Here is a 23,976-nt window from a genome sequence, read left to right as displayed (position 1 = left end):
TGCCAGTGCGGCGCCCCGGGAGCGAGGGTTCCCGCACTATCCGCGGACGCCGGCCTTCGTCAGCGGAGTTCCTCGGGGCACGGTGTGCCGGGCTGCAACTGGTAGGGCGCCGCGAGGCGGTAGACCCCCGGACGAGGTGCGAGCAGTTCGGTCCACTCGTCACCGTCCCCGTCCTCGTCGACCTTGATCAGACAGCCGTGGTCATTGACGAAGTCCTTGGTCACGCTCTCGTCCTCCGCCGACCGCTTCTTGGAGGCCTCCGTCTCCTGCGGGCGCTCCACGCTCCTGCCCTCGCCGTCCACGACGGCGAGCCAACGGGAGTACGGGATACGGATCAGGACCCGGCCGGCGGTCTGCACCCGGATCGTCAGCTCGTCGTCACCGGCACGCTCCACCGTCGCGGGCGGATCCGCGAGCGGCACCGGGTCCAGGACCCGGAAGAGCTTCCAGTTGGCGTCGCTCCAGACCGCCTTGAGATACGGCTGCCCCCTCTCGACGAGCCCCGCCTCCTGCTCCGCCCCGCTGTCCGGCTTCCCCGTCGGCAGCACCACGTAGTGCACGGCCCAGCGGTCGAGCCACTCGCGGTAGTTCACTGCGTCGAGGGTGTCGTCGTAGAAGAGCGGGTTGCGCTTCATGTCGGCCTGCCGGTTCCAGCCGCGGGCCAGGTTGACGTACGGCGCGAGCGCGGAGGCCTCGCGGTGGCTGCTGGCGGGGACCACCTCGACCCGGCCCCGCTCCGCCCCTGCCTTCTGGAGCTGGTTGACCAGCGGGGCCAGTTCACGGTTCCAGGAGGCGGTGGGGGCGGTACGGACGATGTCGTCGACGCCCTTGAAACCGATCCAGAAGTTCAGCCCCGCGAAGACGACGAGCAGCGCGTACCAGCGCCGGGTGCGGGGCGCCGTGTACGGCAGCGCGGCGAGCAGGACGACACCGGCGAACAGCATCGCCATGCGCGACACGTTCGAGCCGATCTGGGAGTCGACCACGTACGTCAGCAGTGTCCCGACGCCGTACACCGCGGCGGCCGTGCGCACGGTGTGCCAGTCGCGGGGCACCAGGAAGAAGACGAACACCGAGTACAGGAACGGCAGCGACAGGGTTCCGATCGCCATCGGCTGCGTGCCCGAGAACGGGAAGAGCCAGGCGGACAGGACCACCACCGCGACGGGCGCGAGGCCGAGGGCGTACGACCCGGGGCGCCGTTTGTTCAGGAAGAGTGCCGCGGCGACCACTCCGAGGAAGAGCCCCGCGACCGGGCTGCCCGCCGTCGCGAGACCGGCCAGCGGCGCGGCGACGACCGCCTTCGCCCAGCGCTTGTACCGCCAGCGGTGGGGCCAGCAGAAGACGGCGGCGACGGCACCGAGCGCGAACATCATGCCGAGCCCGAACGTGACACGGCCGGACAGGGCGTTGCAGAGGTAGGCGAAGACTCCGGCGAGGGCGCAGGCGAGCGGGTTGCGGACGGCGGGCACCCGCACGAGGATCAGCGCGGTGAGCGCCGACGACACGGTGCCGACGACCATCATCGTCGTGCGGACGCCGAGTACGGACATGAGGTAGGGCGACACCACGCTGTACGAGACCGGATGCATGCCCCCGTACCAGGCGAGGTTGTACGCCGTACCGGGATGGCGGCCGACGAACTCGGCCCAGGCGTCCTGCGCCGCGATGTCTCCACCGCTGTTCGCGAAGAAGAGGAACCAGAGCAGGTGCACGGCGGCGGCGACGAGGGTCGTGAAGAGGACCGGGTGGCGCCGGATGCGGCTTCGTATCGAACGGTCCGGTCCGCCGCCGTCCCCGGCGGCCTGCGCCGGGATGCGGACGGAGAGACTCTCGGCGGGCGGCCTGCGGTCAGCCCGTGTCGGCTCAGCGGTGGTCACTGCGACTCTCCCCGTCCCTGCCCGGGCCTGCCGAACCGTGGATGCACTGCACGGGCCCCGTCCGTACCCGGGAAGACGCGTCCCGACGCCCGCCCGTTGCCTTCGGACGCTAGCACGCGGCATTTCGCCCGCGCTGCCCCGTCGTCGGACGGCCTCCGCCCCTGAGGGCTGCCCCGCCGCCAGGGAGTACGACGACAGCCCTCGGCTGCGGGGTGGAGGCCGCCCGGCCGGTCAGGTGATGCGGGTGAGCTTGTCGCCGAAACCGGGCTCCGTCATCGCGTCCTGCAGCGCGACGGGGGCCGCGACCTTGCCGGTACCGGTACCGACCGTCACCTGTCCGACGACCGTGCCCGCCTTCGCCGTCTGCTTGAGCGGCTCGTCACCGGCACCCAGATCGAGCTCGACCTCCAACCCGCCCCAGCCGACCGCCTTGAGGTCCTTGGTGGCGACCACGGGCGTACGGACCCCGAAACCGTTGTCGACGTAACCGACGACCTGCCCCTTCTTCACGACCGTGGCGGAGTCGACGCCCTTCTGCGCGGCCTTGATCAGCTTGAGGCTGTTCTGCCTCGCGCGTTCCAGCTTCGCGTCCAGCGTGCCCTCGAGGGTGGAACCCATCACCGCACCGATGATGCGGCGGGACTTGCCGTCGACGACGGTGTCGGCCGTCCAGAGCAGGTTTCCGCCGGCCGGGGTGGACGAGCCGGTCTTGATTCCGCTGACGCCGGGCTCCAGCAGGATGTAGTTGTTGTTGTAGATCCTGCCGACGTCCGGGATGTCTGCCTGGGGCATGTTCACGATCTCCCGGAAGACGTCGTTCTGCATGACCGCCTTGCCCAGCTTGATCTGGTCGGCGGGCGTGGAGACGGTGGAGGACTTGAGACCGCTCGGATCCGTGTAGGTCGACTTGGTCATCCCGAGGTCGTCGGCCGCCTTGTTCATCTTCTCGACGAAGGCCTTCTCGCTACCCGCGTCCCAGCGGGCCAGCAGCCGGGCGACGTTGTTGCCCGAAGGGATCATCAGCATCTCGAGCATCTGGTGCTCGGAGTACTTCTGGCCCTCCTCGATCGCCACCCGCGACTCGTCCTCGAGGCTCGCCTCCTCACCGGCCCGCTTGTCCACCGCGATCTGCTCACCGGTCTGCTTCCCGGTGATCGGGTGCCCCTGGAGGATCACGTAGGCGGTCATCACCTTCGCCATGCTCGCGATCGGCGCGGACTTCTCCTTGCCGTAGGAGCCGATGGCGCCCACGCCCTCGACCTCGACGGCGCCCTGTCCGTCCTCGGGCCACGGCATGTCCAGCTTCTCGCCGCCGAAGGTGAACGTCGGGTCCGCGGAGAGGGCCAGCGTGGGCTCGGGCAGCGGGCGCACCGACTGTGCGATCGCAAATATGATCAGCGCAAGCAGGACCAGCGGCGTCCAGATCTTGACCCGCCGCACCGCGGTGCGGACAGGGGTCTCCTCCGGCGGCGGGGTGTTCGTCAGCTCGGCCAGCAGGTCGAGCGGCGGCTTGGGCGGCATGGGCTGCTGCCTGGTCCGCTCGGCCTCGGTCAGCCCGGCCGCGGATCCGGCGGCGGCCGCGGATCCGACCGTGATGTCCGGGGTGACGGTGGGACCGACGACGGGAGAGGCGGGACGTACGTCGTCCGAGCGCAGCGGCACGAACTTGCTGGTCCGCTCCCGGGGGGACTCGGGGACGCCCGCTGCCCCGGAGGTCCCGGAGGTCCCGGATCCGCCGGGGGCCGGCTGCTTGCGCCCGGTGTCCGGCTTCTCCTTCGACTGCAGCTTCGGCGGGAGCTTCAGCGCGGTCGTCGGCTGGTCGAGGCGTTCCGCGCGCGGTGCCTTGAAGACGGCGGTCGGATGGTCGATCCCCCGCTCGTCCGCGGCGGGCTCCGCCTCGTCGGCCGGGGAGGACTCCTCGCGGGTCCTCGGGACGCGGGGGGCGTCGGCGGCATCGGACGTGGCGGAGGCGGCCGGGACCTCTGCGTCGGCTCCCTCTGCGGGGGCGGCGCCGGTGGCGCTGTCCTCGGTGGCGCTGTCCTCCGTGCCGGCGCCCCCGGTGCCTGCGCCTGACTGCGGGTCCGCGTCCGGGTCCGGGCTGTCGGGACCGTCGGCGCTCGCCGTCGCACTGGTGCCAGCGGCTTCGGCTTCGGAGTCCGTGTCTCCGTGGGACTTCGCGTCCTCACTCTTGGCGGCACCACCCTGGCCTGCGGTTTCCTCGTCCGGCTCGCCCGCGACCCACGCCGCGACAGCGGCGCGCAGCCGGGTGTCGGTCGGCGCTGGTCCCGCCTCGTCGCCGGAGCCCGAAGCGGCCTCGGGCCGCTCCTCGGGTTCGGCTTCCGCGCCGGCGTCGCCGTCGGAGTCGGGAGTGCCAGAGACGTCGGAGGCCTCAGAGGCGTCAGATTCGGGGGTGCCAGAGGCGCCGGAAGTGGGAGCCGGGCCGGAGTCCGCCGCTCCGCCCGCGACGCCGGCATCGCCCGCGGCGTCGGAGTCGCTGCCGGAGTCGCTGTCGGGCTGCTTCGCGGCGGCAGCGGTGTCCGATTCCGGGGCGGCCTCAGGCGCCGTGGACGGCTCGGCGGCCGTCCGAGCCCGGTCGGCCGCCCGGCCGGTGCCCTTCTCGGCCTCTCCGCGGGGCCTGGAGGCCCCTTCAGGGCTCTCCGAGGGTGCCGGGGACCCTGCGGGCCCCTGGGAGCCCGCAGGCGCCGGGGTGCCGTCGGACACGTTGCCGCTGTCGGAGGCACCGGCGTCCTCGGACGTGTCGGCGTCCGCGGAGCGCGGTACCCGGAAGACCGCCGTCTTGCTGTCCGCCTCGGCTCCTGTCGTTCCGCCGCCCGGTTCACCGTCCGCCACGGCGACCGGTTCACGGAACACGGCGAGACGCGGATCGCGTTCCTCGGCCGTCCCCGACGACTTCCGCTGTTCCGACCTGCCGGGGGACTCGCCCGCCACCGATTACCTCCTTGATGCGCAGCGGGGCCATGCCCGCACTGTCCGAACCATCTACCAGTGTCCTGTGTGAACCCTTGACCTAGCCGCTAGACGAGAACGACATACCTAACGGTTCCCTCACAAAGCACCCAGGCACCCTCGACAGACCAATGTGAGAGGGGTCACCCTGTCACTCATCCACGCGGGGAGGCATGGATGGGCAGGAGCCGCAGAACAATCCCGGAGGAGCTTTTGCTGCTCGCTCTGGACCCGACCACGGGTACCACAGCGCAGCCGCAGTCGCTCGACCTCGGCCTGGCCGGGGCACAGCTAGTAGAGCTGGCTCTGGCAGGACGGATAGCCCCTGACGGGGATCGTATAGCCGTGGTGATGCCACGGCCGACAGGAGATCCGACTCTGGACTCCGCACTGGAACTGCTGCGCCGTCGTGGCAGTCCGGTTCGGGCGGTCCACTGGATCGGCGGGCCCCGGCTGGGACTCCGCCAGATCTACCTCGCTCATCTGGAGCGGTGCGGCATGGTGCATGCCGTGGCGGGCCAGATGTGCGGAGTGCTGCCGACGACTCGCTACCAGGCGACGGACACGGCAATCAGCCGGGACATCAAGGCCCGGCTGGACAGCGCGATCCGCACCGGCGTACCGCCGGACCCGCGGACCGCGGCGCTCGCCGCACTGGCCCACGCGGTCGGACTCGGCAAGCACCTGTACCCCGGGAACGAGGGGCGCTCTTCGCGCTCCCGGCTCCGGGACCTGATCAGACACGACCCGATGGGCGGCCTCGTGGCGCATGCCGTGATGGACGTCCAGAACGGCGCGGCCGTCCAGCCACGCCGTAGTCAGCAGGCGGCAGGCTTGCCGTTGCAGCCGCAAGCGCAGGCGCGGCACGGCAGCATGGCGCAGACCTCCGTGCACTGACCGCGCGAGCCCCTCGCGCGGACAACCGAACACCGCCGCACCGACGTCCCCATGACCCGGTTCGGGAGCCGCACCACGCGCGGGGCAGCCGGATCCACCGGCTGCCCCGCGCGCTTTGGTGTCGCCGTTTCCCAGCGCGCCCGGGGCCGCGGGTGGCAATCTGCTGAGCAGTAGATACGCACAGCTACAACAGCTGCATAGCCGGAGGTGCCGTTCCCGTGCCGACCAACGTCAATCCCACCGTCAGGCGACGCCGGTTGGGCCAGGAATTGCGCCGCCTCCGCGAGATCAAGGGCATGACGGCCGAGGAGGTGGCGGAGCGACTGCTGGTCTCGCAGTCGAAGATCAGCCGCCTGGAGAACGGCCGCCGCTCCATCAGCCAGCGCGACGTCCGCGATCTGTGCGGGGTGTACGAGGTCGAGGACCACCGCATCGTCGACTCACTGATGCAGATGGCGAAGGACTCCCGCCAGCAGGGCTGGTGGCACGCGTTCGGAGACATCCCGTACAGCGTGTACATCGGCCTGGAGACCGACGCCGAGTCCCTCAGGGTGTACGAACCCCAGGTCGTTCCCGGGCTGCTGCAGACACGGGGTTACGCGGAGGCCCTGATCACCGGGGCGCTGCCCGAGGCGCCCCCGAGCGACATCGAGAAGCGGGTCAACGTCCGGGCCCGCCGCCAGGACCGCGTCAACTCCCTCGAACACCCTCTGCGCCTGTGGGCCGTCATCGACGAGTCCGCGCTGCGCCGGCGGGTCGGCGGCAAACAGATCATGATCGAGCAGCTCGAGCACCTCATCGAACAGTCCCAGCTGCCTCATGTGACCGTGCAGGTCCTGCCCTTCGACATGGGCGCGCACCCGGGTATCAGCGGGCAGTACGCGATCCTGGAGTTCCCGGACGCCGCGGACTCCAGCGTCGTGTACATCGAAGGGGTCACGAGCGACCTCTACCTGGAGAAGGCGAACGACGTGCAGCGCTACAGCGTCATGTACGAGCACCTGCGTGCACAGGCACTGAACGTGGACCAGACCCGGCAGTTCATCGGCGACATCGTCAAGGAGTACACGCGCCTCGACCGCAGGCCCGACGGCGAGTGAACGGCGGCCGGAGTCAATGCGACCAGGACGCCACCGACACTCCTGGCAGTCGGGACGTACGGTGACGCAGGCGAGCTGGGGGCGGGATGATACACCGCCTCCACCTCGCAGCGGAAGACCCCTGGGGAATAAGCCATCCGGTCGAGTGAACGGCCGCACCACCGGGCGATGTTGGCGAGTAGCGTCGATCACGCCAACAGGACGAAGTTGGTGCCCCACACATCAACTCTCTGAACCGGAGTGAACATGGCTATTCTTCAGGGCGCTACCGACAACTGGACGAAGTCGTCGTACTCCGGCGGCAACGGCGCGTGCGTCGAGGTGAAGTCGCCCGTCACCCAGGCCATCGCCGTGCGTGACTCGAAGGCCCCCGAGGGCCCCTCGCTCGCCTTCGTGCCCGGGGCATGGAACACCTTTGTACGCGATGTCGCGTCGGGTTCGATCAACGCCTGACCGGCACACCGAACAGCACGCGCCACAGTCGCATCCGGCTGGTCGCGCACGACCACCGCGATCCCTCTCGACCGGCCCGCCGTCCTGGCCGAGGGGGGCCTCGCGCACTACCGGATCCAGCGCCGCCATCGACGTACCGCACGCACCGGGACGTCAACGAAGGTCGCGGCAGCCCCGATCGTGCGTAAGCGTCACGTGGTTCAGCTCATCCTCTTCTCCGGCCGCACGGGACCCGCATCCCGTGCGGCCGTTCTGCGTTCTCGGGCGCTCCTGCGTGGAGTCGGTCTCTGCACAGCCTGACGAAGTGCCCGCTCATCGTGTGGCCGTGGTCACGTTCACGACAACGCCCCGCAAGGTCAAGAAAAAGCAAAATCGTTCGACTTGCTGATTAGCGTTCACATTTATGACCGAGGAAACCTTGACCGAGGACCCTGACAGGCGGTTCAATCCCCGAAGTCCCCGTTCCCGCACGGGGCCCCGCTGAACGGCCGTACTGACGAAGTGCGTTCCCGTTCACAAGGCGGACCCCTGGAGGGGGCACATGAACAGTCTCGACTGGGCCGTGCTCATCGGCTACTTCGGTGTGATGGTCGCGATCGGACTCTGGTCGCACAAACGCGTCGACAACGTCAGCGACTTCTTCACGGCCGGCGGCAAGATGCCGTGGTGGCTCTCGGGCATCTCGCACCACATGTCCGGGTACAGCGCGGTGATGTTCACCGGATACGCCGGTATCGCCTACCAGTACGGCGTCACGTCCTTCGTGACCTGGTCGCTGCCCATCGCGATCGGTATCGGCATCGGGGCGAAGCTCTTCGCGCCGCGGCTCAACCGGCTGCGCTCGCGGCTGCACGTGGCCTCGCCGCTCGAATACCTGAAGAACCGCTACAACATCCAGACCCAGCAGGCCCTGGCCTGGTCGGGGCTGCTGCTGAAGATCGTGGACGTCGGCGCCAAGTGGGCCGCCATCGCCACCCTGCTCTCCGTCTTCACCGGCATCACCCTCACCCAGGGCATCTTCATCACCGGTGCCATCACCGCCGTGTACTGCACGGTCGGCGGGCTGTGGGCCGACGCCCTCACCGAGCTCGGGCAGTTCATCATCCAGCTCTTCGCCGGTGTGGCCATGCTCGTCATCGCGATGAGCAAGCTGGGCGGCTTCAGCTCGCTGTGGACGGTGTGGGACAAGCTGCCCGAGGGCCACACCGACCCGACGGCGGGTCCGTACACCGTGACCTTCCTGCTGGCCTATCTGTTCATCAAGACCTTCGAGTACAACGGCGGCATGTGGAACCAGGCCCAGCGCTACATGGCCACGGACTCCGCGCGCTCCGCGACCCGTTCGGCCCGCCTCTCCGCCGTCCTGTGGCTGGTCTGGCCGACGGTGCTCTTCTTCCCGATGTGGGTGGCCCCGCTGCTCGTCGAGGCCAAGAAGCCCGACGCCTCGGACAGCTACGCCCTGATGACCGAGCAACTGCTCCCGCACGGGCTGTTGGGCCTGGTCGTCGTCGGCTTCTTCTCGCACACGATGGCGATGTGCTCATCCGACGCCAACGCCATCTCGGCGGTCTTCACCCGGGACATCGCACCGGTCTTCTCGAGGGCCGCCCGCACCTGGAGCAACCGCAGCGGCCTGCTGGCCGCGCGGCTGTCCACGCTCGCGTTCCTCGCGCTGTCGATGGCGCTGGCGACCCAGATCAACTCACCGGCGTTCAAGGACATCATCTCGGTGGTCATCAAGTGGGTGGCCGGCCTGATGGGACCGATCGCGATCCCGTTCATGCTGGGCCTGCTCCGCAGGTTCCGCCGCTCGGGTCCGACCGCGGCGCTCACGAGCTGGGCGGCGGGGCTGCTCGCCTTCTACTTCACCAACTACAACTTCGACGGCTCGGTGAAAACCGACGTCGCCCTGCAGTACCAGGTGGCACTGCCGCTCGCCATCTCACTGGTGCTGTACGTCGTCATCGGGTTCATCAAGCCCGAGGACACACCGGAGCGCGACGCCCTCATCGAGATGATCAACACGGACGACGGTGGCCCCGCGGGTACGGCCGCCACGGCCGGCGTCCCCACGCAGAAGACGGGCCCCGAGGGCACGGGGGTTCCCGAGGAGGTACGCGACTGACCGCACCCGGCGCGGCCGGTACTCACGGGGGTGGGACCCAGGAACGGTGGGCGGGCGCGGCGGCGCCCGCCCATCTCCGTCCGCCCGCCCATCTCCGACCGTCCGCCACCTCTCCGACCGTCCGCCACCTCTCCGTCCGCCCGCCACCTCCCAGCGCCCGTCCGCCCCGCGCCCGTCCGTTCAGTCCCGCGGGTAGCGCGCCAGCCACCCGGGGGCGACCGCGGCCGGGCTGTGCAGGGCGGGGCCCTGCGTCATCTCCATGGCGAAGTCGTCGGAGAGTTCGAGGAGGGTGGACCGCCCCTCCAACTCGGCCAGCCAGGCGGGCGGCAGCGCCGTCTCTCCGTGCAGCGCGCCGAGGAGGGCCCCGCAGACGGCACCGGTGGCCGCGGACGGCCCTGAGTGGTTCACGGCGAGCCGCAGGCCGTGCCGTACGTCCTCGCCGACCAGCGCGCAGTACAGCGCCACCGCGAGGACCTCCTCCGCGGAGTCGGTGTCGCCGAGCGCCTCGATCAGCGCGGGGCCCGGGATCCCCTGCCGTACGGAGCCGAGGGCCTGCCGGAGGGCGTCGGTGACCTGCTCGTTGCCGGGCCGCTCGGCGAGCAGTGCCAGGGCGTGCTGCACGGAACCGTCCAGGGTCTCGCCGCGGGCCAGGCCGTGCACCATGACCGCGAAGGCGCCGGCGGCGAGCTGGGCGGTGGCGTGGCCATGGGTGTGGGCGGCGCACTCGACGGCCAGCTGGAGCACGAGTTGGGGCTCCCAGCCGACGAGCAGCCCGAACGGCGCCGAGCGGGTGAGCGCGGCCGAATCGCGTGCGGCCGGGTTCTTGGGTACGGCGAGGGTGCCCATGGTGGTGTCCCCGAAGCCGATCAGGCACTCCCGGGTGGGGGCGCGGCGCTTGTAGAGCCACTCCTCCCTGGCCAGCCAGCCGTTGTCCTTGCGGCGCTCGTCCGGCCCCCAGGCGTTCTGGGTGGCCGCCCAGCGCAGATGGGCGCGGTGCACGTCGGTGGGCGGGTGCCAGGCGCCGGTGTCGCGCCTGACCTGCGCCCTGATGAGCCCGTCGACGGTGAAGAGGGTGAGCTGGGTGACGGCGGTGACGGCGCCCCGTCTGCCGTGGACGGGGACGAAGTCCACGACCCCGTCCACCCCGTGCGCGGCGCGGATCTCCTCCAGGGTGAGCCCGGAGACGCCCGCTCCGACCGCGTCCCCGACTGCGGCGCCGAGCAGGGCGCCGCGCACCCGGCTGCGGAAGTCCTGCTGTTCGGCACGGCCCCAGACAGCTGTGGTCCCTGTGGTCACCGTGCCCCTTCCTCGACGAATACCGGGGTGTTACCGGCAGTGCGACCGCGCAAGCACTGTAATCGAAGGGAATGCGGTGTCTCCGGGGTCGAACGGAATGTACTCAGTAACTCCTCAGATCCCCTTTGAAAGGCATTCCTCAGGGTTATCCGGACCGTCCGCCTTCTCCCGACGCGGGACACCGTGCGGGACGCGGAGCGCGACACACAGCGCGTCGATCCGGATCCTGGTGCCGCCGCCTCCTTGATCAGGGCGAGGTCCGCGTCATCGGCGTACACCTCGGTGCGGCGTGTGTTCCATGACGGCGATTCCCGGCCGGGGCCGTCACCCGGGCAGCACCGGGAGCAGCTCAGGGAGGTGGCCGTCCGACGCGGCGGCGGCCTCGACGCGCTCCTCGGGCACCTCGCCGTACAGGGTCGTACGCGGCTTCGCCGGCCGGCCCGCGAGGTCGGCGATGGCCACGAGGTCCTGGACCGAGCGGGACGAACCGTAACTGGATCCGGCCATCCGGGAGATGGTCTCCTCCATCAGGGTCCCCCCGAGGTCGTTCGCGCCCGAGCGCAGCATCTCGGCGGCCCCCTCGGCGCCCAGCTTCACCCAGCTGGTCTGGATGTTGGTGATGTGCGGGTGGAGCAGCAGGCGGGCCATGGCCGTGACGGCACGGTTGTCGCGGTCGGTGGGGCCGGGGCGGGCGATTCCGGCCAGGTAGACCGGGGCGTTGGTGTGGATGAACGGCAGGGTGACGAACTCCGTGAAGCCGCCGGTCTCCTGCTGGAGGCGGGCCAGTGTCCTGAGGTGGCCGAGCCAGTGGCGGGGCTGGTCGACGTGGCCGTACATCATGGTGGACGAGGAGCGCAGGCCCGTCTCGTGCGCGGTCCTGATGACCTCCAGCCAGGTGGCCGTCGGCAGCTTGCCCTTGGTGAGGATCCAGCGGACCTCGTCGTCGAGGATCTCGGCCGCGGTGCCCGGGACGGAGTCGAGCCCGGCCTCCTTCGCGGCGGCCAGCCAGTCGCGGATGGACATGCCGGTGCGGCTGGCGCCGTTGACGACCTCCATCGGCGAGAAGGCGTGGACGTGCATGCCGGGCACGCGTTCCTTCACGGCCCGCGCGATGTCGAAGTACGCCGTGCCGGGCAGGTCGGGGTGGATGCCGCCCTGCATGCACACCTCGACCGCGCCGACGTCCCAGGCCTGCGCGGCACGGTCGGCGACCTGGTCCAGGGAGAGGGTGTACGCGTCGGCGTCCGTACGCCGCTGGGCGAACGCGCAGAAGCGGCAGCCGGTGTAGCAGACGTTGGTGAAGTTGATGTTCCTGGTGACGACGTAGGTGACGTCGTCGCCGGCCACGTCGCGGCGCAGGGTGTCCGCGATCCGGCACAGCTCGTCCAGCGCCTGCCCGTCCGCGTGGAGCAGGGCGAGGGCCTGGCCGTCGGTGAGCTTCGTGGGGTCGTCGGCCGCCTGGCTCAACGCCTGGCGTACGTCGGTGTCGATGCGGGACGGGACCATCCCGGGGGCGGCCGCCTCGCGCAGGGCCTCCCAGTCGCCGTACACCTCGTCGAAGTCGTCGCGCCGGTCCCCGGTGCGTCCCTCGGTGTCGATGGTGCGGTGCAGATCGGTGCGGCCCGACGCGTTGAAGCCCTCGTCGGGCTCCTGCCAGGGCAGCCCGACCGGGATGGCGCCCTCCTTCGCGAGGCCGGTCTCCGGGTCGGCGAGCGCGCGCACGTGCGGCAGGAGGCGGGGGTCGAGCCAGGGCTCGCCGCGCTGGATGAACTCCGGGTAGATGGTGAGGCGTTCGCGGAGTCGGAAGCCGGACTCGGCTGTGCGCGCCGCGAGTTCGTCGATGTGCGGCCAGGGGCGTTCGGGGTTGACGTGGTCCGGGGTCAGCGGCGAGACGCCGCCCCAGTCGTCGATGCCCGCGCCGATCAGCAGCGCGTACTCGGCGTCGACGAGGTTCGGCGGGGCCTGGATGCGGGCCGACGGGCCGAGGATGTGGCGGGCCACGGCGACAGCGGCCGCCAGTTCCTCCAGCTCGGCATCCGGCATCCCGCGCATCGCGGTGTCCGGCTTGGCCCGGAAGTTCTGGACGATGACCTCCTGGATGCCGTGATAGGCGCGGGCCGTCCTGCGCAGCTCGAAGAGGGAGTCGGCGCGCTCCTCGTAGGTCTCGCCGATCCCGATCAGGATGCCGGTGGTGAACGGCACGTTGGACCGGCCGGCGTCCTCCAGGACCCGCGACCGGACCGCCGGCTCCTTGTCGGGGGAACCGTGGTGCGGGCCGCCCTTCTCGGACCACAGCCGGGTCGCCGTCGTCTCCAGCATCATGCCCATGGACGGGGCCACCGGCTTCAGCCTCTGCAGGTCCGTCCACGTCATCACGCCGGGGTTGAGGTGCGGCAGCAGCCCCGTCTCCTCCAGGACCCGGACCGCCATGGCCCGGACGTACGCGAGGGTGTCGTCGTACCCCTCGGCCTCCAGCCACTCCCGCGCCTCGGGCCAGCGGTCCTCCGGCCGGTCCCCCAGCGTGAACAGTGCCTCCTTGCAGCCCATCCCGGCACCCTTGCGGGCGATGTCGAGGACCTCGTCCGGGGAGAGGAACATCCCGTGGCCGGCCCGGCGGAGCTTGCCCGGCACCGTGACGAAGGTGCAGTAGTGGCAGGTGTCGCGGCAGAGCCGGGTCAGCGGGATGAAGACCTTGCGGGAGTAGGTGATGACGCCGGGCCGGCCCGCGGCCTCCAGCCCCGCGTCGCGCACCCGGGCGGCGGACGCGGCGAGGTCGGTGAGGTCCTCGCCCCGCGCCCGCAGCAGGACGGCGGCCTCGGCCACGTCGAGGGCGACACCGTCGCGCGCCCTCCGCAGGGCGCGCCGCATGGCGTTGGTCGTGGGGCGCTGAGGATCGGTCATGGACCGAGCATACGAGCGTGGCACTCCGCCCGGACCAGGGCCTCTGTCGGGTGGAACCTGCTGGCCGACGCTGGCGCCTTGGCCGTTATGTACCGGTTGGCCCGTAGGCTCGGAGGGGTGATGGAAACGATCGTCTTCGACATCGGAGAAACCCTCGTCCGCGACGACCGCCACTGGGCCTCCTGGGCCAACTGGCTCGGGGTCCCCGCGCACACCGTCAGCGCCCTGGTCGGTGCCGCGGTCGTACAAGGCCGCGACTGCACGGACGCACTGCGCATCCTGCGCCCCGACATGGACGTCGAGGAGGCGTCCCACGCCCGTACGGCGGCGGGACGCGGCGAGCACCTGGACGAGACCGACCTCTACCCCGACGTCCGCCCGGCGCTGGCCGAACTGCGCGCGCTCGGTCTGCGGGTGGTCGTCGCGGGCGACCGGTCGGTACGCGCCGGCCAACTGCTGCGGGCCCTGGACCTGCCGGCCGACCTGGTCGTCACCTCGGAGGAGTGGGGCGTGGACAAACCGGACCGGGAGTTCTTCACGCGCGTGATGGAGGTGTCGGGCGCGGCGCCGGAGTCGACCCTGTACGTGGGCGACCATCCGGCCGACGACCTGTTCCCCGCGAAGTCCTCGGGCCTGCGGGCCGCCCACATCCGACGCGGGGCGTACGGACACTGGTGGGCGGACCACCCGGACGTCATGGAGACGGCGGACTGGCGCATCGACACACTGACCGAACTTCCCGCGCTGCTGGGCGGAACCGAACTCCGCAGGAACAGAGCCGTCGCCCCGCGCGCCGAAGCCCCGGAGGTCTGAGCCGCCGGCACCCCCGTACGACGTGTCCGCCCGCCCGGCGGACACCGGGCGGGCGGACACGTGGCACCTGCGGGACTGCGGCGCGCTACTTCCCCAGCACCGCCTTCATCACGTTGCGGGCGATCGGGGCACCGAGGCTGCCGCCCGAGATGTCGGAGCGGGAGATGTCCATGGCCGTCGGGTCGATGAAGACCGCCACCGCGACCGCCCGGCCGTCCGGGTTCTTGCCGTACGACACGAACCAGCCGTACGGCACCTCCTTGGTCACGTCGTCACCGCGCTGCGCGGTGCCCGTCTTGCCGCCCACCGTCACGCCGTCGATCAGCGCCTTCTGCGCGCTGCCCTCCTTGGCGGTGAACTCCATCATCTCCTGGACCTTCTTCGCGGTCTCCTCGGAGACGGCCTGGCTCTTCAGCTTCGGCTCGTGCTCCTCCAGCGTGGAGAGGTCCGGCCCCTGCAGCTTGTCGACGACGTAGGGCTGCATCAGCTTGCCGTTGTTGGCCAGGGCCGCCGTGACCATCGCCATCTGCATCGGCGTGCTCGTGAGGCTGCCCTGGCCCATGCCGGTGAGGGCCGTGCCGGGCTTGTCCAGCTCCGTGGGGTAGAGGCTCTTCGTGGCGAGCATGTCGCCGAACTCCTCCGAGTAGACGTCCTCGTTGAAGCCGAACTTCTCCGCCGTCTCCCGCATCTTGTCGACGCCCAGCTTGGAGGCCATGTCGAGGAAGACGTTGTTGCAGGAGTACTGCATCGCCCTCTTCAGCGAGGCCTTGTTGCAGACCGCGTCGCCGGCCTCGCTGCCGATCTTGTTCGTGGAGAGCGGAAGCGGATACGGGGAGACCGCGTCGGACGGGGCGTCCACGTCCGTGACGACACCGTGCTCCAGGGCGGCCGTCGCGGTGAGGATCTTGAAGGTGGAGCCGGGCGGGAAGGTCTCGCGAAGCGGGCGGTTGGCCAGCGGCTTGCTCTTCTTGTCGACCAGGGCCTGGAACTTGTCGCCCTCCTTGAAGGAGTTGCCGGCGAAGACCGAGGGGTCGTACGAGGGGGTCGACACCATGGCGAGCACCTTGCCGGTGGCGGGGTCGAGCGCCACGACCGCACCCCGTGCGTCGAGGTCGGTCAGCCCCTTGTAGGCCGCCTCCTGCGCCTTGGGGTCGATGGTCGTGATGACGTCGCCGCCACGCCGGGGCTCACCCGTGAGGATGTCCTTGGCGTGCCGGAAGGCGAACCGCTCGTCCTGGCCGCTGAGGATGCTGTCGTACGTCTTCTCCAGGAGGGACATGCCCTGGGCCTGGGAGGCGTAGCCGGTGACGGGGGCGTACATCGGGCCGTTCTTGAAGGTGCGCTGGTACTTGAAGTCGGTGCCCGACACCTCCTTCGATCCGGTGATCGCCTTGCCGCCCACGATGATGTCGCCGCGCGGGGTCGCGAACTGGGTGATCTTCACCCTGCGGTTGTGCTCGTGCCCGGCGAGCTCCTCGCTCCTGGCGAACTGCAGCCAGTTGGTCCGCACCAGCAGGGCCAGCATCAGGATTCCGCAGAAGATGGCTATGTGCCGCAAGGGTCTGTTCATCGAGCTCCCGCTCCCCGGCAGCCGGGCACACGCACAGGCCGCACAATCGATGTCCGTAAGTGAAAGATGCGGTTCCGGCGCCGCCGGTTCCGTCCCGGGAGGTTCCCCGGCCGCCGCGCTCCCGTCACAGGTGCGCCGCGTAGGCGTCCAAGGCCCGAAGCACCTCCGCCTCGCCCGCCGGGGGCAGTTGCAGGACGACCTCCTCGACGCCCAGCTCCGCGTAGTACGCCAGCTTCCCGGGGGTGGGCACGACGGCGTACGGCACCACCTGGAGCTGCTTCGGGTCCCGGCCCGCCTCCGCCCAAGCCGTGCGCAGCGCGGGGATCGACTCGGAGAGGCCGCGTCCGCCGATGGGCAGCCAGCCGTCCGCGTCCCGGGCGATCTGCGCGAAGAGCTTCGGTCCGGCCGCCCCGCCGATCAGGGTGCGGGGGCCGTTCACCGGACCGCGCGGCCGCTGCACCGGCTTCGGATAGGCGTGGCTCGCCCGGACCGAGCCGAACTCACCCTCGTAAGCGGTCGGTTCGTCCGCCCACAGGGCTCGCATCAGGGCCAGCCGCTCGCTGCCGAGCGCGCGCCGGCTCGACCACTCCACACCGTGGTCGGCGGCCTCCTCGACGTTCCAGCCGAAGCCGACGCCGAGCGTGAAGCGCCCGCCCGACAGGTGGTCGAGGGTGGCTGCCTGCTTGGCGAGGTCGATGGGGTCGTGCTGGGCGATCAGCGTGATCCCGGTGCCGAGAGCAAGCCGCTCGGTGACGGCCGCCGCCTGCCCGAGGGCGACGAACGGGTCGAGGGTGCGCCCGTATTCGGCCGGGAGCTCGCCACCCGCGGGGTAGGGCGTCTCCCTGCTGACCGGGATGTGGGTGTGCTCGGGCAGATACAGCCCGGCGAATCCCCGCTGCTCCAGCTCACGCGCGAGCCGGACCGGCGTGATCGTCTCGTCGGTGAGGAAGATCGTTGTGGCGATCCGCATACCAGGGCACCTCCGTCGTCGTCCGTGACGGCTCCAACGGTATGCGGTACGGCGGGCCGGTGAGTCCACTCCGAAAGGATCATGGCTCCGATTCGCCCACAACTCACCGCAGAACTCCCCCGCAATCGCACCGTACGTGTGACAGCCGGGCCCGGTTCCTCCGCCCGTGCCCGCGAAGCGCCTGCGCGTCCGCAGGCCGCTCAGCCGCGAACGCCGGGGTCTCCTTCGTCAGCACCTCGCCGCGGAAGAACGCCGGGGGAGCGGCGCCGCACGGCCTCCATCAGCACCACGCCGAGCAGCAGCGGTCCGACCCCGATCCTCCCGGTAGCCCTCTGGGCGACGCGGCCCTCCGCGACGCCCCGTCCGGCTCCTACTTCCGGTACAACTCCTCGATCTCCGCGTCGAAGTCCCGCGCGACCGCGTCCCGCTTCAGCTTCAGCGAAGGGGTCAGATGACCGCTCGCCTCGGTGAAGTCCCCCGGCAGGACGGTGAACTTGCGGATCGACTCCGCCCGCGAGACCAGTCTGTTCGCCTCGTCGACCGCGCGCTGGAGCGTCGCACGCAGCTCCTCGTCCTGGACCAGCTCACGCAGGGGGACGCCCTCCTTCTTCCGCATCCGGCGCCAGTGGGCGAGCCCGTCCGGTTCCAGGGTGATCAGGGCGCCGATGAAGGACCGGTTGTCGCCGACCACCATGCACTGGCTGACGAGCGGGTGGGCGCGCAGCCAGTCCTCCAGCGGGGCGGGGGTGACGTTCTTTCCGCCCGACGTGATGATGATGTCCTTCTTCCGGCCGGTGATCGTGAGGTATCCGTCCTCGTCCAGCGCGCCCAGGTCGCCCGTCGGGAACCAGCCGCCCTCCGCGTGAGGGACGGCCTCGGCCCGCTCGGTGTCCCAGTAGCCGCGGAAGACCTGGCCACCGCTGAGCAGGACCTCACCGTCGTCCGCGATCCGTACTGCGGTGCCCGGCAGCGGCCAGCCCACCGTGCCGAGGCGGGGTTTCAGGGGCGGGGTGACCGTGGCCGCCGCGGTGGTCTCGGTGAGGCCGTAGCCCTCGAAGATCTCGACGCCCGCCCCCGCGTAGAACGCCGCCAGCCGGCGCCCGAGCGGGGATCCGCCGCAGATCGCGTACCGGACCTGGCCGCCCAGTGCCGCACGGATACGGCGGTAGACGAGCGGGTCGTAGAGGGCGCGGGCGGCGCGCAGTCCGAGGCCGGGGCCGGGGCCCGTGCCGTGTTCGGCGGCCTCCACCGCCTCGCCGTAGCGCCGCGCGATGCGGGCCGCGCGGTCGAAGGACGAGGCGCGGCCCATCTTCTCCGCGGTCGCCCGCCCGGTGTTGTAGACCTTCTCCAGGACGTAGGGGATGGCCAGCAGGAACGACGGCTTGAAACCGGCCAGGTCGCCGAGCAGGTCCTCGGTCCGGATGGACGGCGCGTGCCCGAGCCTGACCCGCGCGCGCAGGCAGCCGATCGCCACCATCCGCCCGAAGACGTGGGACAGGGGGAGGAACAGGAGGGTGGAGGCCGGGTACTTCGAGACCGACTTGAACACCGGGTGGAGCAGCTCGATGGCGTTGTCGACCTCGGCGAAGAAGTTCGCGTGGGTCAGGACGCAGCCCTTCGGGCGGGCCGTGGTGCCCGAGGTGTAGATGAGGGTGGCGGGAGCACCGGGCTCCAGGGCGGCACGGCGGGCGGTGACGACAGCGTCGGGGACGTCCTTGCCCAGCGTCTTGAGCCGGCCGACCGCCCCCGTGTCGAACTGCCAGAGGTGGGCGAGGTCGCCGAGCTGCTGCCGCTCCAGGCTGACCAGCCGGCCCTGCTCCTTCGTCTCCACCGCGCACGCCACGGCTCCGGAGTCCTGGAGGATCCAGCGCGTCTGGAAGGCCGAGGAGGTGGGATAGATGGGTACGGTGACCAGCCCGGCCGCCCAGGACGCGAAGTCGAGCAGCGTCCACTCGTACGTCGTCCGGGCCATGATCGCGAGGCGGTCACCGCTCTGCAGCCCCTCGGCGATCAGGCCCTTGGCGACGGCGTGGACCTCCGCGGCGAACTCCTCGGCGGTCACGTCCTGCCAGCTCCCGTCCGCCTGCTTGCGGCTGAGGACGGCCTCCGAGGGTGCCTCGCGGGCGTTGTCGAAGGGGATGTCGGCGAGCGAGCCGTGCCGCACCGTCGGCGCGAACAGCGGCACGGACACTTCCCGTACGGTGCCGTCGGCCGCCCTGACCCTGGTCGGCTCGACCAGGACGGGCTCGGTGGGCGCGGCGGTTACGGCGGCGGGGTCGGGCGTGGACACGAGCGGCTCCTCGACATGGGGGTTCGGCGCCGGGCCCCGTCCCTGGGGCCGGCGCCGAGCGGATGCTGGATGCGCGGGGTCGTTGACGTGTGGACGGGCGGCGGGGTCGTGGACGTTCCCGGGGGCGTACGTTCGGGCGTTCGGGCGTTCGGGTTCGGACTCCTGGCACCGAGATTCGGGGGCGCCCAGGTTCAGGAGCGCCCAGCTTCGGAGGCGTTCGGCTTCGGAGGCGTTCGGCTTCAGGGTCGTTCCAGGATGGCGGTGACTCCCTGGCCGCCCGCGGCGCAGATCGAGATCAACCCCCTGCCGGGCGCGTCCCGCTCCGCGAGGAGGCCTGCCAGCGTCGCCACGATCCGGGCGCCGGTCGCGGCGAAGGGGTGTCCGGTGGCGAGGGACGATCCGGCCACGTTCAGCTTGTCCCTGTCGACGGGGGCGAGCCCCTGCTTCTCCCAGGAGGCGAGGGTGGCGAGGACCTGGGAGGCGAAGGCCTCGTGGATCTCGAAGAGGTCGAAGTCCCCGACCGTCAGCCCGGCACGCTCCAGCATGCGCGGCACGGCGTACGCGGGCGCCATCAGCAGCCCGTCCTCACCGTTCACGTAGTCCACGGCCGCCGTCTCGTACAGCGACAGGTAGGCCAGCGGCTCCAGGCCGCGCGCCTTCGCCCACTCCTCGCTCGCCAGCAGCACCGTCGCGGCGCCGTCGGTGAGCGGGGTCGAGTTCCCGGCGGTCATCGTCGCGTCGGGACGGCCGGCGCCGAACACCGGTTTGAGCGTGGCGAGTTTCTCCGCCGTGGAACCGGGGCGCAGGTTCTGGTCGCGCTCCAGGCCGAGGTACGGGACGACGAGGTCGTCCAGGAAGCCGCGCTCGTACGCCGCGGCGAGCCGCTGGTGGCTGGTGGCCGCCAGCAGGTCCTGGTCCTCGCGGGACACGCCCCACTTCCGGGCCGTGACCGCTGCGTGCTCACCCATCGAAAGACCGGTTCGGGGCTCGGAGTTGCGCGGGATGTCCGGGACGAGATGGCTCGGGCGCACCGCGGCCAGGGCCTTGATCCTGGCTCCCGTCGACTTCGCGCGGCGCGCGTCCAGCAGGATCCTGCGCAGCCGGTCGTTGACGCCGAGGGGCGCGTCGCTCGTGGTGTCCGCGCCGCCGGCGATCGCCGAGTCGACCGCACCCAGGGCGATCTTGTTGGCGGCGGCGACGACCGCCTGCAGACCTGTGCCACACGCCTGTTGGATGTCGTACGCGGGTGTGCGCGGGTCCAGTGCGGACCCGAGGACGGTCTCCCGGGCCAGGTTGAAGTCACGGCTGTGCTTGAGGACGGCGCCGGCGACGAACTCGCCGACCCGCTGTCCCCGCAGGCCGAACCGCTCGACGAGTCCGTCCAGCGCGGCGGTCAGCATCTGCTGGTTGGACGCCTGCGCGTAGGGACCGTCGGAGCGGGCGAACGGGATACGGCTGCCGCCGACGACGGCGACCCGGCGCGGCTGGGGAAGCGCGAGGGGAATCAACTCGACCAACTCATCTCGACCTACTCCTGACCCTTGAGTAACCTTACTCAAGAGTAAATCTACGACCGAGCAGGAGTCTGGACAATGGCCGACCGCTATCTGCACTTCGCCGGCACGGCAACCGGCCGCTTCATGACCCGCAGGACCGGGCTTCCGCAGCCCGCACGACTGCGCCGCCGGACGCTGGAGACACCCGCACTCGACGGGCCGTTGCTGCACCTCACCGCCGGTGTGTCCGCCCACCCCGGAGCCCTCGCCCCGGTGCTCGCCGCGACCGGGCTGGAGGTCGGCGGACACGCGGAGCGCCCGGCCGGCATCGTCCTGGACGCGACCGGGATCACCACGGCCGCCGGGCTCGCCGACGTACACGCCGCGCTCCACCCCGTCGTACGGTCGCTCGCCGGCGGCGGCCGCGTCGTCGTCCTCGGCACCACGCCCTCCCCCGACGACCACCACCAGGCGGCGGCCCAGCAGGCGCTCGAAGGGTTCGTGCGCTCGCTCGGCAAGGAGATCGGCAGGGGTTCCACCGCGCAACTGGTGCGGCTCGCCCCGGGGGCGCCCGTCGCGTCGGCCGAGTCCACGCTCCACTTCCTGCTCTCCCCGCGCTCCGCGTACGTCAGCGGCCAGGTCATCGCACTCACCGCCGACGCCCCCGGCGAGACAGCGGACCGGATGGCCCCGCTGTCCGGCCGCACCGCGCTGGTCACCGGGGCGGCGCGCGGCATCGGGGCGTCCGTGGCCTCCGTGCTGGCCAGGGACGGCGCCCAGGTGATCTGCCTCGACGTCCCCCAGGCACAGGAGGAACTGGCGCGCACCGCCGACCGGCTCGGTGCCACCGCCCTGCCGCTGGACATCACCGCGCCAGACGCCGCCGGGCTGATCGCCGCGGCCGCCCCTTCCGGCCTGGACGTCCTCGTCCACAACGCGGGCATCACCCGCGACCGGCGGCTCGCCAACATGCCGGCCGACCGCTGGGCCCCGGTCATCGACGTCAACCTGGACAGCGTCCTGCGCACCACGGACGCCCTGCTGAGCACTGGCGCGGTGAACCGCGGCGGCCGGATCGTCGCCACCGCGTCCATCGCGGGGATCGCGGGGAACGACGGCCAGACCAACTACGCCGCCGCCAAGGCCGGAATCATCGGCATGGTCCGCTCCCTGGCGCCGCGCGCCGCCGCCGAACACGGCGTCACGGTCAACGCCGTCGCGCCCGGATTCATCGAGACGAGGATGACGGCCGCCGTGCCGCTCCTCATCCGGGAGGCCGGGCGCCGGATGAACTCCCTCTCCCAGGGCGGCCTCCCGGTCGACGTCGCGGAGACCGTCGCGTGGTTCGCCCAGCCCTCGTCGGGCGCTGTCAACGGCCAGGTCGTCCGCGTATGCGGCCAGAGCCTGCTGGGTGCCTGACCCGTGACCAGCCTCGGCCTGTCCCTGGTACGCGGCGCCGTGACCTCGCCGTTCAAGCGGGTGGGGCGCCCCGGCGCCGTCCTGCCCACCGGGCGCGTGACACTCCCGCCCACCCGGATCGCCCCCGGCCCGCTCGCCGCGTACAGCAGGGTCTGCGGCTTCACCGAATCGGGCGTGCTGCCGCTCACCTACCCGCACGTACTCGGATTCCCGTCGGCCATGCGGATCATGACCGGGCGTGACTTCCCCCTGCCGGTGCTCGGCCTGGTCCACACCTGGATCGAGATCACCCGGCACCGGGTGCTCCAGCCGACGGACGAGCCCGAACTCCGCGTGTACGCGGCTGAACTGACGGCCCATCGGCGCGGCACGGAGGTCACCGTGGTGACCGAGGCTCGCCTCGACGGCGTACTCGCCTGGGAATCCCGCAGCGGCTACCTGGCCCGGCACCCGACGGACACGTCCGGAACACCGGCGCCCCGGCCGCCCGAGCTGCCCGCCGTGGCGGACTGGCGGCTGCCCACCGACCTGGGGCGCCGGTACGGCGCCGCGTCGGGCGACCGGAACCCCATCCACCTCCACCCGCTGACGGCGAGGCTCTTCGGCTTCCCCCGGCACATCGCGCACGGCATGTGGACCGTCGCCCGCTGTCTGGCCGAGGCCGGGAGCGGCAGCGGAGTCACCGGGCCGGGCCGGATCCGTTCCGTACGGGCCGACTTCAAGGCGCCCGTACTGCTGCCCGCCACCGTCACCTACGCCGCCGCCGGCACGGACTTCCAGCTGCGCGGCGGCGGTCGCGTCCACCTCGACGGCCGGCTGACCCGGGAGGACTGACGCACGGGCCCGGCCGGAGCGGGGCCGGGCCGTTCAGTCGGTCCTGGACTGCCAGCCGCGTCCGTGCATGAGGTTCTCCAGGCCGGCCCACGAGAAGTTCATCAGGGTGGACGCGGCCTCCTTGGCCGAGACCCCGGGGGTGACGTTCGCCCACCCCGCGAGCGCCTCGGCCGCCCCCACCAGGGCCTGCGCGAGCCCCGCGACGTCCCGGTCGGGCAGCGCCGGATCATGGTGCGCCTCCCGGGCCGCCGCCCCGATCAGACCCGTCACGAAAGCAACGATCTCCCTGCGCAGCGCCCCGACCTCGCTGACGAACGGCTCCCCGTGCGAGCTCGCCTGCTGGTGCAGCACCGCCCAGCCGTCCGGGTTCTCCGCGGTGTGCGTGAAGAACGCCCGCAGCCCGGACCAGAGTTGCCGGTCCGCCGGGATGCCGGGCTCGACCGCCGCCGTCACGGCCTCCACCAGCGCCTTCGACTCGCGGCGGATGCACGCGGTGAAGAGCTCCTCCTTGGAGTTCAGGTAGAGGTACACCAAGGGCTTGGAGACACCGGCCAGTTCCGCGATCTCGTCCATCGACGCGGCGCGGTACCCACGCTGCCCGAAGATCCGCACGGCCGCGTCCATCATCTGCTGCTCACGCACCGCGCGCGGCATCCGTTTGCTCTTCACTGCACTCACGTCAGACATCCCCTCCGCCCCCACTGCGCCACTCCCCGGTAAGACTACGGCGCGGGACGGGCGCGCACCGTGCCCCACGGACGGGAACCGGCCCCTGTGGCCGGTTGCCCGCGCATCAGCAGCGGGCCTCCCCCACCCGCCGCGTACAGCACCCCGGTCCGTGCGGCGAGGGCCGTGCAGCCCTCGGCCCGGTCCGCGCCCGCGCCCGCGTCAACGAGGACGGCCCGCGCACCGCGCACACGAGAGCGTCCCCCCGCCCGGTGGGCGGGGGGACGCTCTCGGGTGCG

Annotated in this window: 16 protein-coding genes; 7 read left to right on the top strand and 9 right to left on the bottom strand. The window is 71.3% G+C overall.

Features of this window, described 5'->3' with window-relative positions; translation table 11 throughout:
• Window positions 1–59: 59 nt before the first annotated feature.
• Window positions 60–1,880 (bottom strand): MFS transporter, encoded by a 1,821-nt coding sequence (locus tag AB0I83_RS20105; protein ID WP_363305572.1) that lies wholly within the window; start codon window positions 1,878–1,880, stop codon window positions 60–62.
• 231 nt (window positions 1,881–2,111) lie between these two features.
• The gene (locus AB0I83_RS20100; protein WP_363305571.1) at window positions 2,112–4,829 is read right to left on the bottom strand and encodes a D-alanyl-D-alanine carboxypeptidase; all 2,718 of its coding nucleotides are present in this window, start codon (window positions 4,827–4,829) and stop codon (window positions 2,112–2,114) included.
• Window positions 4,830–5,024: 195 nt separating this feature from the next.
• Between AB0I83_RS20100 and AB0I83_RS20095 the strand changes: the two genes are divergently transcribed.
• From AB0I83_RS20095 to AB0I83_RS20080, 4 genes are all read left to right on the top strand, one after another.
• Window positions 5,025–5,744 carry a GPP34 family phosphoprotein gene (locus AB0I83_RS20095; RefSeq protein WP_363305569.1) on the top strand — a complete coding sequence of 240 codons (720 nt, stop codon included), beginning with the start codon at window positions 5,025–5,027 and terminating at the stop codon, window positions 5,742–5,744.
• A 218-nt stretch (window positions 5,745–5,962) separates the two neighbouring features.
• The gene (locus AB0I83_RS20090) at window positions 5,963–6,844 is read left to right on the top strand and encodes a helix-turn-helix transcriptional regulator (protein WP_356842942.1); all 882 of its coding nucleotides are present in this window, start codon (window positions 5,963–5,965) and stop codon (window positions 6,842–6,844) included.
• A 246-nt stretch (window positions 6,845–7,090) separates the two neighbouring features.
• Window positions 7,091–7,297 (top strand): DUF397 domain-containing protein, encoded by a 207-nt coding sequence (locus AB0I83_RS20085; protein WP_363305568.1) that lies wholly within the window; start codon window positions 7,091–7,093, stop codon window positions 7,295–7,297.
• Between the two features lie 541 nt (window positions 7,298–7,838).
• Window positions 7,839–9,422 (top strand): sodium:solute symporter family protein, encoded by a 1,584-nt coding sequence (locus AB0I83_RS20080; protein ID WP_363305567.1) that lies wholly within the window; start codon window positions 7,839–7,841, stop codon window positions 9,420–9,422.
• A 180-nt stretch (window positions 9,423–9,602) separates the two neighbouring features.
• On the opposite strand, the gene AB0I83_RS20075 is transcribed toward AB0I83_RS20080, so the two are convergent.
• Entirely contained in the window at window positions 9,603–10,718 is a 1,116-nt protein-coding gene (locus tag AB0I83_RS20075; RefSeq protein ID WP_356535127.1) for an ADP-ribosylglycohydrolase family protein, read from the bottom strand.
• Window positions 10,719–11,042: 324 nt separating this feature from the next.
• Window positions 11,043–13,619, bottom strand: coding sequence for a bifunctional FO biosynthesis protein CofGH (locus tag AB0I83_RS20070; protein ID WP_363305566.1), 2,577 nt, complete (start codon window positions 13,617–13,619; stop codon window positions 11,043–11,045).
• 120 nt (window positions 13,620–13,739) lie between these two features.
• On the opposite strand from AB0I83_RS20070, the gene AB0I83_RS20065 reads away from it, so the two are divergent.
• Window positions 13,740–14,432 (top strand): HAD family hydrolase, encoded by a 693-nt coding sequence (locus tag AB0I83_RS20065; RefSeq protein ID WP_356842995.1) that lies wholly within the window; start codon window positions 13,740–13,742, stop codon window positions 14,430–14,432.
• Window positions 14,433–14,517: 85 nt separating this feature from the next.
• Here AB0I83_RS20065 and AB0I83_RS20060 read toward each other — a convergent pair whose 3' ends face one another.
• From AB0I83_RS20060 to AB0I83_RS20045, 4 genes are all read right to left on the bottom strand, one after another.
• Window positions 14,518–16,002, bottom strand: a complete 1,485-nt coding sequence (locus tag AB0I83_RS20060; RefSeq protein ID WP_356535125.1) for a penicillin-binding transpeptidase domain-containing protein — start codon at window positions 16,000–16,002, stop codon at window positions 14,518–14,520.
• 124 nt (window positions 16,003–16,126) lie between these two features.
• The gene (locus tag AB0I83_RS20055) at window positions 16,127–16,972 is read right to left on the bottom strand and encodes an LLM class F420-dependent oxidoreductase (RefSeq protein WP_356535124.1); all 846 of its coding nucleotides are present in this window, start codon (window positions 16,970–16,972) and stop codon (window positions 16,127–16,129) included.
• Between the two features lie 370 nt (window positions 16,973–17,342).
• The gene (locus AB0I83_RS20050) at window positions 17,343–19,262 is read right to left on the bottom strand and encodes an AMP-dependent synthetase/ligase (protein ID WP_363305565.1); all 1,920 of its coding nucleotides are present in this window, start codon (window positions 19,260–19,262) and stop codon (window positions 17,343–17,345) included.
• Between the two features lie 239 nt (window positions 19,263–19,501).
• Complete coding sequence (locus tag AB0I83_RS20045) at window positions 19,502–20,779, bottom strand: acetyl-CoA C-acetyltransferase (protein ID WP_356842947.1); 1,278 nt, start codon at window positions 20,777–20,779, stop codon at window positions 19,502–19,504.
• Window positions 20,780–20,854: 75 nt separating this feature from the next.
• Here AB0I83_RS20045 and AB0I83_RS20040 point away from each other — a divergent pair, with 75 nt between their 5' ends.
• Together AB0I83_RS20040 and AB0I83_RS20035 are read left to right on the top strand one after the other, a co-directional pair.
• Window positions 20,855–22,177: a 3-oxoacyl-ACP reductase gene (locus tag AB0I83_RS20040; protein WP_363305564.1), complete on the top strand. Its 1,323-nt coding sequence runs from the start codon at window positions 20,855–20,857 to the stop codon at window positions 22,175–22,177.
• Window positions 22,178–22,180: 3 nt separating this feature from the next.
• Window positions 22,181–23,011, top strand: coding sequence for a MaoC/PaaZ C-terminal domain-containing protein (locus AB0I83_RS20035; protein WP_363305563.1), 831 nt, complete (start codon window positions 22,181–22,183; stop codon window positions 23,009–23,011).
• Window positions 23,012–23,044: 33 nt separating this feature from the next.
• On the opposite strand, the gene AB0I83_RS20030 is transcribed toward AB0I83_RS20035, so the two are convergent.
• Complete coding sequence (locus tag AB0I83_RS20030; RefSeq protein WP_363305673.1) at window positions 23,045–23,665, bottom strand: TetR/AcrR family transcriptional regulator; 621 nt, start codon at window positions 23,663–23,665, stop codon at window positions 23,045–23,047.
• Between the last annotated feature and the right edge of the window lie 311 nt (window positions 23,666–23,976).

Origin of the sequence: Streptomyces sp. NPDC049970, from assembly GCF_040660235.1 — a bacterium.
Taxonomy (GTDB): domain Bacteria; phylum Actinomycetota; class Actinomycetes; order Streptomycetales; family Streptomycetaceae; genus Streptomyces.
This window is presented reverse-complemented; position numbering and strand designations above follow the sequence as displayed.